Consider the following 14,435-nt stretch of genomic DNA (forward strand, 5'->3'; position numbering starts at 1 on the left):
AAAATAAAACCCCGGCACAGGGGCCGGGGTCAATTCGTCCGAAGCGGTACAAGTCGCTCTATTATGCGTAGCGAGCCTTCTCGAAACGCTTACGCTCGTTCGGATCGAGGTACATTTTACGCAGGCGGATCGACTTCGGCGTGACTTCGACGAGCTCGTCGTCCTGGATCCAGGAGAGTGCGCGGTCGAGCGTCATGCGGATCGGCGGCGTCAGCTTCACGGCTTCGTCCTTGCCGGCGGCGCGGATGTTGGTGAGCTTCTTGCCCTTCAGCACGTTGACTTCGAGGTCGTTGTCGCGGGAGTGGATGCCGATGATCATGCCGGCATAGACCTTCTCGCCGGCGTCGATGATCATCGGGCCGCGGTCTTCCAGGTTGAACAAGGCATAGGCCACGGCTTCGCCGGCTTCGTTGGCGAGCAGCACGCCGTTCACACGGCCGCCGATTTCGCCCTTGTACGGCTGATAGTCATGGAACAGACGGTTCATGACGGCGGTGCCGCGCGTGTCCGTCAGAAGTTCCGACTGGTAGCCGATCAGGCCGCGGGTCGGCGCGAAGAATACGAGGCGAACGCGATTGCCGCCCGACGGACGCAGCTCAGCCATTTCGGCCTTACGCTCCGACATCTTCTGCACGACGATACCGGAATGCTCTTCGTCAACGTCGATGACGACTTCTTCGATCGGCTCTAGAAGCTCACCGCTCTCATCCTTGTGCATGACGACGCGCGGACGCGAAACGGCAAGCTCGAAGCCTTCGCGGCGCATGGTTTCGATCAGGACGGCGAGCTGCAATTCGCCACGACCGGAGACGTAGAACGAGTCCTTGCCTTCGGCTTCTTCGATCTTCAGCGCAACGTTGCCTTCGGCTTCCTTGAACAGACGGTCGCGGATGACGCGCGAGGTGACCTTGTCGCCTTCGGTGCCTGCATAGGGGCTGTCGTTGACGATGAAGGACATGGTGACGGTCGGCGGGTCGATCGGCTGCGCGACGAGCGGCTCGCTGACCTGCGGATCGCAGAAGGTGTCGGCGACCGTGCCCTTGGAAAGGCCGGCGATGGCGACGATATCACCTGCCTGCGCTTCTTCGATCGGCTGACGCTCGATGCCGCGGAAGGCGAGGATCTTGGAGATACGGCCGGTTTCGATGAGGTTGCCGTCAGCGCCCAGAACCTTGACGGCCTGGTTCGGCTTGATCGAGCCGGAATGGATGCGGCCGGTGATGATGCGGCCGAGGAAGGGGTTGGCTTCCAGGATGGTGCCGATCATACGGAACGGGCCTTCGCCGACGGTCGGCTCCGGAACGTGCTTGACGACGAGGTCGAGCAGCGGGCCGAGACCTTCGTCCTTCGGACCTTCCGGCGAATAGTTCATCCAGCCGTTACGGCCGGAACCGTAGAGGATCGGGAAGTCGAGCTGCTCGTCGGTGGCGTCGAGATTGGCGAAGAGATCGAAGACTTCGTTGATGACTTCGTCGGCGCGGGCGTCCGGACGGTCGATCTTGTTGATCGCGACGATCGGGCGAAGACCAACCTTCAGCGCCTTGCCGACGACGAACTTGGTCTGCGGCATCGGGCCTTCGGCAGCGTCGACGAGAACGATCGCGCCGTCCACCATCGACAGGATGCGCTCGACTTCACCGCCGAAGTCGGCGTGGCCGGGGGTGTCGACGATGTTGATGCGTGTATCCTTCCAGACGACCGAGGTCGCCTTGGCGAGAATGGTGATGCCGCGTTCCTTTTCCAGGTCGTTCGAGTCCATGACGCGTTCGGCAACGCGCTGGTTCTCGCGGAAGGAGCCGGACTGCTTCAGAAGCTCGTCAACGAGGGTGGTTTTCCCATGGTCAACGTGCGCGATGATCGCGATGTTGCGAAGTGCCATAATCTTGTATCTCTGAGGCTGGGGCGCGGTATGAAGTGAACACGCCAATTACATTTGGCGCGCTCATACCCTTTTTTTCGCGAATGCGAAAGGGGGGAGGCACGAAAGCGCGCAGCATGCCCGCTTTCGCATATCCCCAACATGTCGATCTTGTCACCGAACCTTCACGTCCGGGGATAAAGGATCAGGCCGCCAGCCCCTTTTTCCTCAGCATCGCGTCCGGGCTCGGCAACTTGCCGCGGAAGGCCTTGTAGGCATCCTCCGGATCGATCGAGCCACCCACGGAATAGATATTGGCCTTCAGCTTTCCAGCCATATCCGGATTGAACGCGTCGCCGGTTTCCTCGAAGGCGGCGAAAGCGTCGGCGTCCAGCACTTCCGACCACATGTAGGAATAATAGCCGGCCGAATAGCCGTCGCCGGAAAACACATGTTGGAAGTGCGGCGTGGCATGGCGCATGACGATCGAATTCGGCATGCCGATTTCCGAAAGCACTTCGGTCTGCACTACCATGGGGTCCTCGACAGCGCCACGGGTATGAAAAGCCATATCGACCAGCGCCGAGGACGTGAATTCCACGGTGTTGAAGCCGGCATTGAAGGTGCGGGCGGCAAGAACCTTGTCGAGCAAAGCTTGCGGCATCGGCGCGCCGGTCTCGTAGTGCACGGCATATTCCTTGAGGATTGTCGGCACGGTCAGCCAGTGTTCGTAAAGCTGCGACGGCAGCTCGACGAAATCGCGGGAAACGCCGGTGCCCGACACCGACGGATAGGTGACGTTGGAGAGCATGCCGTGCAGCGCGTGGCCGAATTCATGGAACAGCGTGCGGGCATCGTCGAGCGACAGTAGCGCCGGCTTGCCTTCGGCGGGCTTGGCGAAATTGCAGACGTTATAGATGATCGGCAGCTCGCCGACATGACCATTCTTCAGCGGCAGTTTATGCTGCGATTGAAACGAGCTCATCCAGGCGCCTGAGCGCTTGGAATTGCGGGCGAAATAATCGCCGAGGAACAGTGCCACCAGCCTGTCCGAGCGATCGCGGATTTCGAAAACACGCACATCGGGGTGATAGGCGGGAACACCCTTCTGCTCGACGGCGCGAATGCCGAAGAGGCGACCGGCAACGTCGAAGCAGGCGGCGATGATCTTTTCGAGCTGCAGATAGGGCTTCAGTTCCGTCTCGGAGAAATCGAACTTCCGCGTCCTGATCTTCTCGGCATAATGCCGCCAATCCCAAGGCATGACCTCGTGATTGCGCCCTTCCTCGGCGATCAGCGCGGCGATATCGCCCTCTTCCTCGCGAGCGCGCTCGATCGCCTTCGCCCAGACCGCCCTCAGCAGTTCGTTCACCGCCTCCGGCGTCTTGGCCATGGTGTTGTCGAGCTTCAATTCGGCAAAGTTGCCGTAGCCGAGCAGCTCGGCCTTCTCGGCTCTCAGCGCCAGCGTCTCTTTGATGATCTTGCGATTGTCCGTTTCGCCGCCGTTGGCGCCACGCGCTACCCATGCCTTGAAAGCCTGCTCACGTAGATCGCGACGCTCGGACGAAGACAGGAACGGCTCGATGATCGAGCGCGACAGCGTGACGACAAATTTGCCTTCTGCGCCATGTTCGCGTGCGGCTGCGGCCATCGCGTCCCTCAGAAAATCGGGAATGCCGGCCAGATCGGATTCTTCGGAGAGGATCAGTACCCAGCCTTTTTCGTCGGCGAGAACATTCTGCCCAAACTGCGCGCCGAGGCCCGCCAATTTCTCATTGATCTCGGCGAGCCGCTCCTGTTCTGCCTTCGCCAGCTTGGCGCCCGACTTCACGAAACCCTTCCAGTGCCGTTCCAGCACGCGAGTTTCTTCCACTGTCAGGCCAAGCTCCTCACGCGCTTCCCATAGCGCATCGATGCGAGCAAACAGCGCGGCGTTCATGCCGATCTTCGAATAATGCCGCGACATCTTCGGCGCGATCTCGCGCTCCAAGGCCTGGATCAGCTCGTTGGTGTGCGCCCCGGCCCTGTTCCAGAACAGAGCGGAGACCCGCGACAGCTCGTCGCCGGCGATTTCGAGCGCGGTAACGGTGTTGGCAAAAGTCGGCGCCTCGCCGTTGTCAGCGATCGCATCGATCTCCGCGTTATGCGCCGCAAGAGCGGCGTCAAAGGCAGGCGCAAAATCGGCGTCTTTCACGGCATCGAAACGCGGTAGGCCCTGATGTCCGGTCCATTCGACGAGCGCTGGGTTGACGGCGGTTTGGGAAGACATGCAAGGCATCCTTTCGGCAGGCATCTGATCGAAGCACGATATAAGACCCTCGCCGCCAAATTGGTATGGCGAGGGTGGAACAAATAATGAGGAAAGGTCAGGCCTTGCGCCAACCGAGCAAGCCGGGCGTCGCATGCCACAAAGCCTGCGCAGCAAAGCCCATGAACAGCACGCCGGAGCAGCGTACGATCAGCCGCTCGTGAGCGCGGTAGAAACGCCTAACGGCGCCAGCGCCGATAACGCCGATGAGGATGATATCGGCGGTGATGAAGCCGACGAAAGAAACGGCGAGCAGCAGCGGCAGCGCGCTGAAGGTCAACGCACCCGCCGAACCTGCCACCAGCGCGGTGAACGTTGCCAGTGCCACCGGATATCCTTTCGGATTGGTGACGCCAAAGATCAGGCCACGCCGGAAGGGACGTTCGACATTCAGCAACGCCTTGCCATCCTTCTTCGGCTTGGCGGTGAACGCATTCCAGCCGATCCAGGCAAGATAGAAGCCGCAGAGCAAGCCGAGCACGTCGAATACGACGGTACCGATAGTTTTTGCGCCGATGATTGCAATCAAAGCGAGTGACGACCAAATGATATCCCCGACCAAATGACCGCTCACGAAGAAGGCGCCAGCCTTGCGCCCCTGCCCCGCGCCGATGCCGAGCAGCGCCAGGAAAGCAGGTCCGGGAATGAGCACATAAAACAGCGCCGCCAAGAAGGCGCCGACGATAAGGGATTGCGTCATATTGGAAGTTCCCGCTGATAATCAGGGCAGATTAGCAACGCTTCGAATCGGGTCAAGCGGGACAAGTCTATTGAAAAAGGAAGAATCCGTTGAATTCGGGGGGCGAAATCAATAAAGATTGGTTGGGGCCTAAAAAACAAAGCGTAAGTAGGGAAGCGCTTATGAGCAGCAGGATAGATACGGATTCGCTTGCCTTTCTCGTGGCGGATTGCGCCCGATTGATGCGAGCGGCCTTCGAGCGGCGCATTATGGTCGCGGGGCTGGGTTTGACGGCGGGTGAAGCGCGCACGCTCATCCAGGTCGCCGCCGTCAATGGCAGCCGTCAATTGGATATTGCCACTCGCATGGGGTTGGAGCCGATGACAGTCAGCGCCTTCCTCGACAAATTGCAGGCGCGCGGCCTGATCGAGCGTCAGCCCGATCCGCTTGACCGTCGCGCCAAGCGCATCGTGCTGTCGGAGGCGGCCGGTGCCAAGCTGAAGCAGATCGGTTGCGAGATCTACGCGGTGGAAAAGGATGCAATGCAGGGCTTCGATCACGGCCTGCAGGATGAACTCCATCATGCGCTCCGCGCCTTCCGCAGCAATCTGCAGAATGCGGAGCTGCCGGCGGAGATCGAACGGGAATTAAGGGCCGCGGAGTAAATCCGGCCCTTTTTTCTATCTAACCATCCAGAAAGAAAAAACCCGCCTCCGGCAACCGGAAGCGGGCTTTTCATCATCTTGATGCCGATTACTTCGACAGATTGCGCTTGCCGAGCGTGCGCAGGCGCAGCGCGTTGAGCTTGATGAAGCCGGCCGCATCCTTCTGGTCGTAGGCGCCCTGGTCGTCTTCGAAGGTCACCAGCTTGTCGGAATAGAGCGACTTCGGGCTTTCGCGGCCGATGACCATGACATTGCCCTTGTAGAGCTTCAGCGTCACTTCGCCCTCGACATGCTCCTGGCTCTTGTCGATCAGCGCCTGCAGCATTTCGCGCTCCGGCGAGAACCAGAAGCCGTAATAGATCAGCTCGGCATAGCGCGGCATCAGCTCGTCCTTGAGGTGAGCTGCACCACGATCGAGCGTGATGGATTCGATGGCGCGGTGGGCGGCGAGCAGGATCGTGCCGCCGGGGGTCTCGTAGACGCCGCGCGACTTCATGCCGACATAGCGGTTCTCGACGAGGTCGAGACGACCGATACCATTGTCACGGCCGTAATTGTTGAGCGTTGCGAGCAGCGTCGCCGGGCTCATGCGCTGGCCGTTGATCGAAACGGCATCACCCTTTTCGAAGCCGACCTTGATGACGGTCGCCTTGTCGGGAGCAGCTTCCGGCGAAATCGTGCGCATGTGCACATATTCCGGTGCTTCCTGCGACGGATCTTCCAGAACCTTGCCCTCGGACGAGGAGTGCAGCAGGTTGGCATCGACGGAGAACGGCGCTTCGCCCTTCTTGTCCTTGGCGACCGGGATCTGATGCGTTTCAGCGAATTCGAGCAGATCGGTGCGGCTCTTGAACGACCAGTCGCGCCAGGGAGCGATGATCTTGATGTCCGGGTTCAGCGCATAGGCCGAAAGCTCGAAACGAACCTGGTCGTTGCCCTTGCCGGTCGCGCCATGCGCGATCGCATCGGCGCCGGTCTTCCTGGCAATATCGATCAGATGCTTGGAGATCAGCGGCCGGGCAATCGACGTGCCGAGCAGGTAGACGCCTTCATAGACGGCATTGGCGCGGAACATCGGGAAGACGAAATCGCGCACGAATTCTTCGCGCACGTCCTCGATATAGATTTCCTTGATGCCGAGCATCTCGGCCTTCTTGCGCGCCGGCTCAAGCTCTTCGCCCTGGCCGAGATCGGCGGTGAAGGTGACGACTTCTGCGCCGAGCTCCGTCTGCAGCCACTTCAGGATAATCGAGGTGTCGAGACCGCCGGAATAGGCGAGAACGACTTTCTTCACGTCTTTATGTGATGCCATGGTGATGAGGTCCGTTTCAATGCGAGCCCGCGGAGACGCCCGCAAACCCTGTGTGGCGGCACTTTTAGCGAGATTATCACGAGGCGCAAGGGGAAGCACTGCCAGTTCGTGTCGCGTTCATGACATGGAGAAGCGGCAAGACCTCTGGTTCATGGACACATGATTTCGATTTGACACATCAAATCGAGGGATCATATCTGCCAGTATCCAAACAAGGCCTAGGGAGGGCAACGCCCGTGACGGATATTCGAGAGATTTTCAAGAAAGCCAATGTGGCCGTCATCACCGGCGGCGCCTCGGGGATCGGCCTTGCGGCGGCGAAATATTTCGCAAAGCTCGGCATGAGCGTCGCCATCGCCGATCTCGGCCGCGACCGGCTGGCCGCTGCACGCGCCGAACTCGTAGCGATCGCCGGCGAGGACCAGGTCATGGCCGTCGAGACCGACGTTGCCCATAAGGAGCAGTTGGAAGCTCTCGAACGTGCCGTCCTGCAGCATTTCGGCCGCGTGCATGTGCTGATGAACAATGCCGGTATCGGGCCGGAAACCTCGATCTTTAGCCCGCAGCCCGGGTGGGACAACATCCTTGGTGTCAATCTTTTGGGGGTCATCAACGGTACGCGCGTTTTCGGACCCGGCATGCTGGCTCATGGAAAACCCGGCCTGATTATCAACACCGGTTCGAAGCAGGGCATCACCACACCGCCCGGCAACCCGGCCTACAACGTCTCCAAGGCGGGCGTGAAGGTCTTCACCGAGGCGCTCCAGCACGAACTGCGCAACACCGCCGGCGCCAGGATCTCCGCGCATCTCCTGATCCCCGGCTTCGTCTTCACCGGCCTCACCAAGGGCGACCGCCAGGAAAAGCCGGCCGGAGCCTGGACGCCGGAACAGACGGTCGATTTCATGGTCGAGAGCCTTGAGCGCGGCGACTTCTATATCCTCTGCCCGGACAATGATGTTGCGCGGCCAACGGACGAGCGCCGCATGCTCTGGGCCGCAGGCGATATCATCGAAAACCGCCCGCCGCTGTCACGCTGGCATCCCGACTATGCCGAAAAGTTCAAGGCATTCCTCGAAAAGAAGGATTGATTGGCAAAGATCAGAAAGCCGGATAAAACCGCTGATCCTTTTGTCCGGCTTTCGGAGCATGCCATGGACTTCATACCCAGCTTGCCGACCCTTCTTGCTTTTTCGGCCGCGAGCCTGCTGCTGGCGGCGACCCCCGGCCCCGACATGACCCTGTCGATCAGCCGTGCATTGGCGCAGGGCAAGAAGGCAGCACTTTTCGTGGTCCTCGGCACCAGCCTCGGTATCGTCGTGCATACGTTCCTGGTGGCTTTTGGCGTTTCGGCGCTGATTACCGCATCGCCGCTGGCCTTCACCATCCTGAAAACCGGTGGCGCTGCCTATCTGCTGTGGTTGGCGATCCAGGCGATCCGCTTCGGCTCCAGCTTGACGGTGAAGAAGGTCGATATCGCAAAAGGCACGCCGCTCGCCAACGTTTCGACCGGCTTTTGGGTCAATCTGCTGAACCCGAAGGTCATCATCTTCTTCATGACCTTCCTGCCGCAGTTCGTCACGGCGGGCGATCCGGCCGTCACGCAAAAGCTCCTGTTCCTGGGTTTCTTCTTCATCATGATCGGCATGCCGGTCAACGCGCTCGTCGTGCTTGCGGCCGACGGCCTGTCGACCTGGCTGCAGAAGAACCGCGGCATCATGCGCGGCCTCGACTATGCCTTTGCGAGCGTCTTTTCAGTCTTCGCGGTGAAGATCTTCCTCACGCATTCCCGTTAAGTGCGGCACGGCTTGAAAAGCGGGCGAACTATCCGCACATATTATGCATGTTTAAGTTGGGAAGCGGTAGCAAACCTTGAAACAATGCATAACGATCCAAAGTCTTCTTTTTGGCTGCGCGTCACCGACACCGAAATAAAGGTAATGCTTGTCGCCCTTGAATTGGCTGGCTTTTTTTTCGTTATGTGGGCAGTGCATGAAGCCAACGTCTGGCGGGTACATCACTTTCCACACGCTGAGGCCACCATTACCCGGATGTGGAACGAAGAGGTGCATCCAAGCAAGGGTGCCCCCTATACCGTGACGTTGGCGGAGATCATCTTCGTAAGAACGCATCTCGGCAAATCATACAACTGTGACGAGACAATCGAAATCGGACGTCCTCCAGTGCACGTTTTAGTAGGCGACCATCTCGACATCGTTCCGAAATCAGGCACCTGCTACAATCCTTTGATTACCAAGGATGTCCTGGGTTAAGGCAGCCCGGCGAACCGGCCGGCGATCCACCAATAGACGGTGCCGCAGACGGCACCAAGGAAGGCAAAACAAACGACGATGGTGATCAGATTGAGGGTCTGTGGTCCTTCCACACTCCCCGAGATCAGCACCGATGCCGCCGCTGACAGCAAGGCGCCGTAGAGGGCGTAACCATACCAGCGGCGCATGCCGCGCCATTCGAAAATCGCAATGACGACGAGCGATGGCAGGATGCTGACGATCATCGCGAGCTTGGTCAGCGCCACGGTGAGCGCGAAGAGTTCGGGGGCCGCCGTTCCCGGCATGGTCCAGGCTGCAACGCAAGCCAGCACGAAACCCATCAGAACACAGGCGCCGAGATAGCCCCACAGGAGCCGCATCGGCCCGCGTAGACCAAGCAGCATCGATCTCAATCCTCGCCGTGGTTGGCGATCATCATGGCTTCGAAAGCGAGCCGTTCAGTCTTGCGCATGCGCTCGGATTCCGACTTCAACTGGCCGCAGGCGGCAAGAATGTCCCGGCCGCGCGGCGTGCGGATCGGCGAGGCATAGCCCGCCGAATTGATGAAATCGGCAAACTTCTCGATCTGCTCCCAGTCAGAACACTGGTAATTCGTGCCCGGCCAAGGATTGAAGGGGATGAGATTGATCTTGGCCGGAATGCCCTTCAGGAGCTGAATCAGGCCTTTCGCATCCTCGAGGCTGTCGTTGACGCCCTTCAGCATCACATATTCGAAGGTGATGCGCCGGGCGTTCGAAAGGCCCGGATAGGCGCGGCAGGCGTCCATCAATTCCTTCAGCGGATATTTCTTGTTGATCGGCACCAGCATGTCGCGCAGATCGTCGCGCACCGCATGCAGCGAAATCGCCAGCATGACGCCGATCTCATCACCTGTCCGATAGATTTCCGGCACGACGCCGGAGGTGGAGAGCGTGATGCGGCGCTTGGAGAGCGACAGGCCGTCACCATCGGAAGCGATCAGCAACGCCGTCTTGACGCTGTCGAAATTGTAGAGCGGCTCGCCCATGCCCATCATCACGATGTTGCTGACCTTGCGGCCTTCGGCGGGCATGATCGTCCCCTGCGGCGCTTCGCGGTCGGGGAAATCGCCCAGCCGATCACGCGCCAAGAGGAGCTGCGACAGGATCTCCTCGGCCGTCAGGTTGCGGACGAGGCGCTGCGTGCCGGTGTGACAGAAGGAACAGGTGAGCGAACAGCCGACCTGGCTGGAAATACAGAGGGTGCCGCGGCCCTCTTCCGGAATATAGACGGTTTCTACTTCGACCGGCCGGCCGGCGCCCCGCGGCGGGAAGCGCAACAGCCATTTGCGGGTGCCATCGTTGGAAACCTGCTCCTCGACGATCTCCGGCCGGGCGATGGTGAAATGCGTCTTCAGCATTTCCCGCATGTCCTTGGAGACATTCGCCATGGCATCGAAATCGGAGACGCCGCGCACATAGATCCAGTTCCAAAGCTGGCTGACGCGCATCTTGATCTGCTTGTCGGCGACGCCCTTTTCCTTCAGTGCCGCCCCCATCTCTTCACGTGTCAGGCCGATCAGCGACGGTTTCGGCGAAAGCTCGACCGGCTGCGACACAGGCATCGGCTTCAGCTTGGATGGGGTCATGACATCGATCGCGGACATAGCATCATTCCAATGGTTCATATCGGCGATGCCCCAAAGCCGGAAAGCTGCGGGCGCGGGCAAGGCACTGAGATCAGAAGGTTCATCTGGTAGCGGGGCAAAAAATTGCAAATACACCGCTCGTCGGCGCGGCCTTTAGCATTAATTTCAGCCCGCGTCATCCCTCTTCAAGAAAGGCAAAAGGCCAGCCATCAAGGCCGGCCTCGTTGCGTCGGTTTCGAGAGAACCTTTGATCACTTTGACGTGATCACGGCATCATCGATCTTATTTGCAGCTTTCGATCTGCTTTAGAGCGGCGGAAACGCCCTTCAGCGAGTAGGTGTAGGAGGTGCCGGTGCCCTTCTTCGAGGTCGCGGTGACCTTCAGCGAATGGCCGGACTTGAGCGCTGCGACGAGCGCCGGCTCCTGCGCGGCATTTTCGACCCAGGCAGCCTTGTCCTTGGTGAACATCACGAAAGTCTTGTTGTCGATGACGACGTCGACCTTGGAATTTTCCTTGAGCGGATAGCCCATCATCGCCTGCGGTTCGTAAGAGATGTTCTGACCCGGACGCTGGGAAACGATGAAGAAGTTGTCGCCATGGTCGATGCCCGAAGCCGGCAACTTTGCCGTCGGCACCGAAAGGACGTAGCAGACCTTGCCCGCGCCGGACTGGTAGGAATAGGCGCCCCAGGCATCGAATTGCTGGATGCGCGTCGGAGCCGCCGGTGCTGCCGCCTGCGCCTGTGGGGCGGGCGCTGCCTGCTTCTTGGTCTTGGTCTGCGCGGACGCGATGCCGGTGCCGGCCAGAACGAGCGAGAGGGCGATTGCGAAGCTTTTTACAAACATGGTTTCCTGCCGATTTCTTGCGGTCCAGAGCTCAAGGCGATTTAAGTAACGCACGCCTATGCTCGTGAGCTGCCCTATTTTGACTTTATTTAGGTTACCAAACCGTCAACGGGGCGGTAATTGCCCCTGATCTGTGCCGTTTCAGCCCAAGTGGGCCGGGCCTGAAACACATCAGGAGGAATTGGAAAACCCGGATGGCGGAACACCACCCTATGGGATCGATTTAAGACAGAAAGATTCGGGCAAGAGTTTGACCTCTCTAAAATCAGGAAGACCGCATAAAGGTCTGGAAACCCGGCAGGAATCCTGCCGGCGTCGATCGGAGGGGGATCAAGCCGTTTTTACGGCCTCGGGTTCGTTGGCCAAGGCCCGGTCGGCGGCGTCATAATGCTCCTGCCGGATGTGGCCTTTGATCATGCCGAAGGCGAGCGTCAGCACGGCAACATCGTCCGAAAAACCGATGACGGCGAAGAAATCCGGGATGATGTCAACCGGCATGACGAAATAGCCGAGCGCGGCCAGCAGAATGCCGCGGACGCGGGTCGGCGTCTGCGGATCGAGCGCGCAATAGAAAGCTGCGACGACATCGCGAGAAAACGGGATATACCGTGCTGCCTTGCGTAAGGTCGGCCAGAACTTGCTGCGCACCGACTTCTCCTGCCGTTCTTGGGTCTCTTCGTCACCAGGCATCAGGATTTCCCCGTACTTGATGTCATCCATTCCGCTCATCCCTTTAGGAAGCCCTTGCTGGGCCGCTTAGACATATGGTGATCGGCACCCGCGATTCAATCAGCTCGCCGAGCCGCAGCCTTTTCCATCGCTTTGGCGAGTTTGATGTCATGGTCCGTCAAGCCTCCGGCGTCATGCGTCGTCAGTTTCACGTCGACGCGGGAATAGACGTTGAACCATTCGGGATGGTGATTGAACTTCTCCGCCGCCAAGGCTGCCTCGGCCATGAAGCCGAAAGCTTCGACGAAATTGCGGAATTTGAAGCTCTTCGACATCGAAAGGCGATCGGCAGCCAATGTCCAGCCGCTAAGGCCAGCCAGGTTTTCATCGATTGCCGCCGGTTCCAGCTTTTCGTATTTCATGGCAAGATTACTCCTCTTTATCGATTGAACGATACTATGGACCGTCACAGAATTCTGTTTGTTTGCGCCGGCAATATCTGCCGTTCCCCGCTTGCCGAAGGTATCTTCCGGCATCTTGCGACCGAAGCCGGGCGAGCTTCCGAGTTCGAGATCGATTCGGCCGGCACCGGCGGCTGGCATCAGGGCGAGAAGCCTGACCGCCGCTCCGTGGAAGTCGCGTCAGGCCACGGCGTCGATATCTCCGCTCAACGCGCACGCCGCATCGAGACAACCGATTTTCATCGGTTCGACCTGATCCTGGCAATGGATCAAGACAATTTGAAGAATTTGAGCAAAATTGCGCCTGCCGATGCACTCGGCAAGCTGCACCTCTTCAACGCCTTCACGCTTGGTAGCCCCAAAGACATCCCAGACCCCTATTATGGAGGCCACGAGGACTTCGAAGCGGTCTATACCATGCTCTTGGCTGGCTGCAGAGCGTTGTTGCCCATGGCGGGGAAAGCGCTGCGAGCCTCGTGAAGCGGGAAAATCTCTTCGGTGAGGTAGGGACCGCCGCCGACCGATTCGCGGGAAGACAGCAGCACGAAGCGTCCAACCGTGAACGGCGCCGTGTGGAAGTTACCGCGGCCGGAGAGATAGTGCACCACATCATCGACCCGCGACGACTTCAGCCGTGCGAGCGTGACATGCGGTGTGAACTTGCGCGGGTCCGGCGGCAGGCCGATACGCTGGCAGATGCGCTCGATTTCGCCCTGCAGCGCGTACATATCGGGCGTCTGCGTGACGCCGGCCCAGACCGAATGCGGTTTCTTCGAGCCGAAGGAGCCGATGCCTTCCAACCGAAGCTGGAATTCCGGCCGATCGATGCGGTCCAGTCGCTCGACGATTTCATCGGCGGTACGACCGTCGACATCGCCAATGAAACGCAAAGTGATGTGATAATTTTCAACGTCGATCCACCGGGCTCCGGGAAGACCGCCGCGCAACAACGAAAGGCTCATGGCCGCGTTGCGCGGAATTTCGAGGGCGGTAAAAAGTCTCGGCATAACGAGCACTCCCCGAATCTCTTGCAGATAACAGCAGGGAATCATGCATTTGCAGTCGGTGCAAGCTCCTATTTCGCGTGTGCGACAATCGTCCCAATGAAACTCGTCGCTACGGGCTGAAAACGTTGCACCATCACATCGACACCCTGCGGGTTCGGATGCATACCGTCGCTCAATTGTAAGTCCGCATGCGTCGCGACGCCATCGAGAAAAAATGGATAGAGCGGCAGTTGATATTTTTCGGCGAGCCGCTTGTAGATCGGGTTGAACTTGGCTGCATAGTCCGGACCCATGTTCGGCGGCGCCAGCATGCCGGCGAGCAGGACGGGAATGTTGCGCTCCTTCAGCCGGCTGATGATGGCGTCGAGGTTCTTTTCCGTTTGTTCGGGCGGAATGCCGCGCAATGCGTCGTTAGCGCCGAGTTCGAGGATCACGCCGTCGGTCCCGTCCGGCACCGACCAGTCGACGCGCGACAGGCCGCCGGAGCTGGTATCGCCGGACACACCGGCATCGGCAATCGCCACATCCAGACCCTTGGCCTTCAGCGCCGCCTGGAGCTTGGCAGGAAATCCATCGCCTGGCGGAAGCTGGTAGCCGGCCATCAGGCTGTCGCCGAGGCCGACCAATTGGATCGTCCGCGCATCGGCGGCACCCGCAACGCCAAAGAAAAGACCGAAAGCAATGACAGCGAAGTGAAACACCGCAACTTTAAAACTCATGATCCATTCCC

The 14,435-nt window shown here is 59.5% G+C and carries 16 protein-coding genes; 5 read left to right on the top strand and 11 right to left on the bottom strand.

Annotation, left to right across the window (positions count from 1 at the left end):
* Positions 1-61: 61 nt before the first annotated feature.
* The 3 genes from typA to C9E91_RS17875 form a co-directional block, all read right to left on the bottom strand.
* A complete protein-coding gene (gene typA, locus C9E91_RS17865; RefSeq protein WP_107109613.1) occupies positions 62-1,879 on the bottom strand; it encodes a translational GTPase TypA in 1,818 nt (605 codons plus the stop codon).
* Between the two features lie 184 nt (positions 1,880-2,063).
* A complete protein-coding gene (locus tag C9E91_RS17870) occupies positions 2,064-4,127 on the bottom strand; it encodes a M3 family metallopeptidase (RefSeq protein ID WP_107109614.1) in 2,064 nt (687 codons plus the stop codon).
* Between the two features lie 97 nt (positions 4,128-4,224).
* Complete coding sequence (locus C9E91_RS17875; RefSeq protein WP_107109615.1) at positions 4,225-4,866, bottom strand: LysE family translocator; 642 nt, start codon at positions 4,864-4,866, stop codon at positions 4,225-4,227.
* A gap of 161 nt (positions 4,867-5,027) precedes the next feature.
* Between C9E91_RS17875 and C9E91_RS17880 the strand changes: the two genes are divergently transcribed.
* Positions 5,028-5,510 carry a MarR family winged helix-turn-helix transcriptional regulator gene (locus C9E91_RS17880; RefSeq protein ID WP_107109616.1) on the top strand — a complete coding sequence of 161 codons (483 nt, stop codon included), beginning with the start codon at positions 5,028-5,030 and terminating at the stop codon, positions 5,508-5,510.
* Positions 5,511-5,598: 88 nt separating this feature from the next.
* Here the strand turns inward: C9E91_RS17880 and C9E91_RS17885 are convergent, their stop codons facing one another.
* Entirely contained in the window at positions 5,599-6,822 is a 1,224-nt protein-coding gene (locus C9E91_RS17885; RefSeq protein ID WP_107109617.1) for an argininosuccinate synthase, read from the bottom strand.
* A 236-nt stretch (positions 6,823-7,058) separates the two neighbouring features.
* Between C9E91_RS17885 and C9E91_RS17890 the strand changes: the two genes are divergently transcribed.
* From C9E91_RS17890 to C9E91_RS17900, 3 genes are all read left to right on the top strand, one after another.
* Positions 7,059-7,913 (top strand): SDR family NAD(P)-dependent oxidoreductase, encoded by an 855-nt coding sequence (locus tag C9E91_RS17890; RefSeq protein ID WP_107109618.1) that lies wholly within the window; start codon positions 7,059-7,061, stop codon positions 7,911-7,913.
* 63 nt (positions 7,914-7,976) lie between these two features.
* Entirely contained in the window at positions 7,977-8,618 is a 642-nt protein-coding gene (locus tag C9E91_RS17895) for a LysE family translocator (RefSeq protein WP_107109934.1), read from the top strand.
* A gap of 84 nt (positions 8,619-8,702) precedes the next feature.
* On the top strand, positions 8,703-9,095 hold the full coding sequence (locus tag C9E91_RS17900) for a hypothetical protein (RefSeq protein WP_107109619.1): 393 nt from the start codon (positions 8,703-8,705) through the stop codon (positions 9,093-9,095).
* Here C9E91_RS17900 and C9E91_RS17905 read toward each other — a convergent pair.
* The 5 genes from C9E91_RS17905 to C9E91_RS17925 all read right to left on the bottom strand — a co-directional run bounded on the left by C9E91_RS17905 (position 9,092) and on the right by C9E91_RS17925 (position 12,659).
* Entirely contained in the window at positions 9,092-9,499 is a 408-nt protein-coding gene (locus C9E91_RS17905) for a hypothetical protein (RefSeq protein ID WP_107109620.1), read from the bottom strand. The genes C9E91_RS17900 and C9E91_RS17905 overlap by 4 nt on opposite strands.
* A gap of 5 nt (positions 9,500-9,504) precedes the next feature.
* A complete protein-coding gene (rlmN, locus tag C9E91_RS17910) occupies positions 9,505-10,740 on the bottom strand; it encodes a dual-specificity RNA methyltransferase RlmN (protein WP_107109621.1) in 1,236 nt (411 codons plus the stop codon).
* A gap of 264 nt (positions 10,741-11,004) precedes the next feature.
* Complete coding sequence (locus tag C9E91_RS17915) at positions 11,005-11,568, bottom strand: invasion associated locus B family protein (RefSeq protein WP_107109622.1); 564 nt, start codon at positions 11,566-11,568, stop codon at positions 11,005-11,007.
* 330 nt (positions 11,569-11,898) lie between these two features.
* Positions 11,899-12,288: a YkvA family protein gene (locus tag C9E91_RS17920; protein ID WP_028751329.1), complete on the bottom strand. Its 390-nt coding sequence runs from the start codon at positions 12,286-12,288 to the stop codon at positions 11,899-11,901.
* Positions 12,289-12,353: 65 nt separating this feature from the next.
* The gene (locus tag C9E91_RS17925) at positions 12,354-12,659 is read right to left on the bottom strand and encodes a 4a-hydroxytetrahydrobiopterin dehydratase (protein WP_107109623.1); all 306 of its coding nucleotides are present in this window, start codon (positions 12,657-12,659) and stop codon (positions 12,354-12,356) included.
* Positions 12,660-12,695: 36 nt separating this feature from the next.
* Here C9E91_RS17925 and C9E91_RS17930 point away from each other — a divergent pair, with 36 nt between their 5' ends.
* Positions 12,696-13,178: a low molecular weight protein-tyrosine-phosphatase gene (locus C9E91_RS17930; protein WP_107109624.1), complete on the top strand. Its 483-nt coding sequence runs from the start codon at positions 12,696-12,698 to the stop codon at positions 13,176-13,178.
* On the opposite strand, the gene thpR is transcribed toward C9E91_RS17930, so the two are convergent.
* A complete protein-coding gene (thpR, locus tag C9E91_RS17935; protein ID WP_107109625.1) occupies positions 13,109-13,705 on the bottom strand; it encodes an RNA 2',3'-cyclic phosphodiesterase in 597 nt (198 codons plus the stop codon). The genes C9E91_RS17930 and thpR overlap by 70 nt on opposite strands.
* A gap of 68 nt (positions 13,706-13,773) precedes the next feature.
* Complete coding sequence (locus tag C9E91_RS17940) at positions 13,774-14,424, bottom strand: arylesterase (RefSeq protein ID WP_107109626.1); 651 nt, start codon at positions 14,422-14,424, stop codon at positions 13,774-13,776.
* Between the last annotated feature and the right edge of the window lie 11 nt (positions 14,425-14,435).

Origin of the sequence: Rhizobium sp. SEMIA4064, assembly GCF_003025035.1 — a bacterium.
In the GTDB taxonomy this organism is placed as follows: domain Bacteria; phylum Pseudomonadota; class Alphaproteobacteria; order Rhizobiales; family Rhizobiaceae; genus Rhizobium; species Rhizobium paranaense.

Excerpts from the sequence above, each read along its gene's own strand:
- typA (WP_107109613.1), bottom strand. The coding sequence starts at position 1,879 with ATGGCACTTCGCAACATCGCGATCATCGCGCACGTTGACCATGGGAAA.
- C9E91_RS17870 (WP_107109614.1), bottom strand. The coding sequence starts at position 4,127 with ATGTCTTCCCAAACCGCCGTCAACCCAGCGCTCGTCGAATGGACCGGA.
- C9E91_RS17875 (WP_107109615.1), bottom strand. The coding sequence starts at position 4,866 with ATGACGCAATCCCTTATCGTCGGCGCCTTCTTGGCGGCGCTGTTTTAT.
- C9E91_RS17880 (WP_107109616.1), top strand. The coding sequence starts at position 5,028 with ATGAGCAGCAGGATAGATACGGATTCGCTTGCCTTTCTCGTGGCGGAT.
- C9E91_RS17885 (WP_107109617.1), bottom strand. The coding sequence starts at position 6,822 with ATGGCATCACATAAAGACGTGAAGAAAGTCGTTCTCGCCTATTCCGGC.
- C9E91_RS17895 (WP_107109934.1), top strand. The coding sequence starts at position 7,977 with ATGGACTTCATACCCAGCTTGCCGACCCTTCTTGCTTTTTCGGCCGCG.
- C9E91_RS17900 (WP_107109619.1), top strand. The coding sequence starts at position 8,703 with ATGCATAACGATCCAAAGTCTTCTTTTTGGCTGCGCGTCACCGACACC.
- C9E91_RS17905 (WP_107109620.1), bottom strand. The coding sequence starts at position 9,499 with ATGCTGCTTGGTCTACGCGGGCCGATGCGGCTCCTGTGGGGCTATCTC.
- rlmN (WP_107109621.1), bottom strand. The coding sequence starts at position 10,740 with ATGTCCGCGATCGATGTCATGACCCCATCCAAGCTGAAGCCGATGCCT.
- C9E91_RS17915 (WP_107109622.1), bottom strand. The coding sequence starts at position 11,568 with ATGTTTGTAAAAAGCTTCGCAATCGCCCTCTCGCTCGTTCTGGCCGGC.
- C9E91_RS17920 (WP_028751329.1), bottom strand. The coding sequence starts at position 12,288 with ATGGATGACATCAAGTACGGGGAAATCCTGATGCCTGGTGACGAAGAG.
- C9E91_RS17925 (WP_107109623.1), bottom strand. The coding sequence starts at position 12,659 with ATGAAATACGAAAAGCTGGAACCGGCGGCAATCGATGAAAACCTGGCT.
- C9E91_RS17930 (WP_107109624.1), top strand. The coding sequence starts at position 12,696 with ATGGACCGTCACAGAATTCTGTTTGTTTGCGCCGGCAATATCTGCCGT.
- thpR (WP_107109625.1), bottom strand. The coding sequence starts at position 13,705 with ATGCCGAGACTTTTTACCGCCCTCGAAATTCCGCGCAACGCGGCCATG.
- C9E91_RS17940 (WP_107109626.1), bottom strand. The coding sequence starts at position 14,424 with ATGAGTTTTAAAGTTGCGGTGTTTCACTTCGCTGTCATTGCTTTCGGT.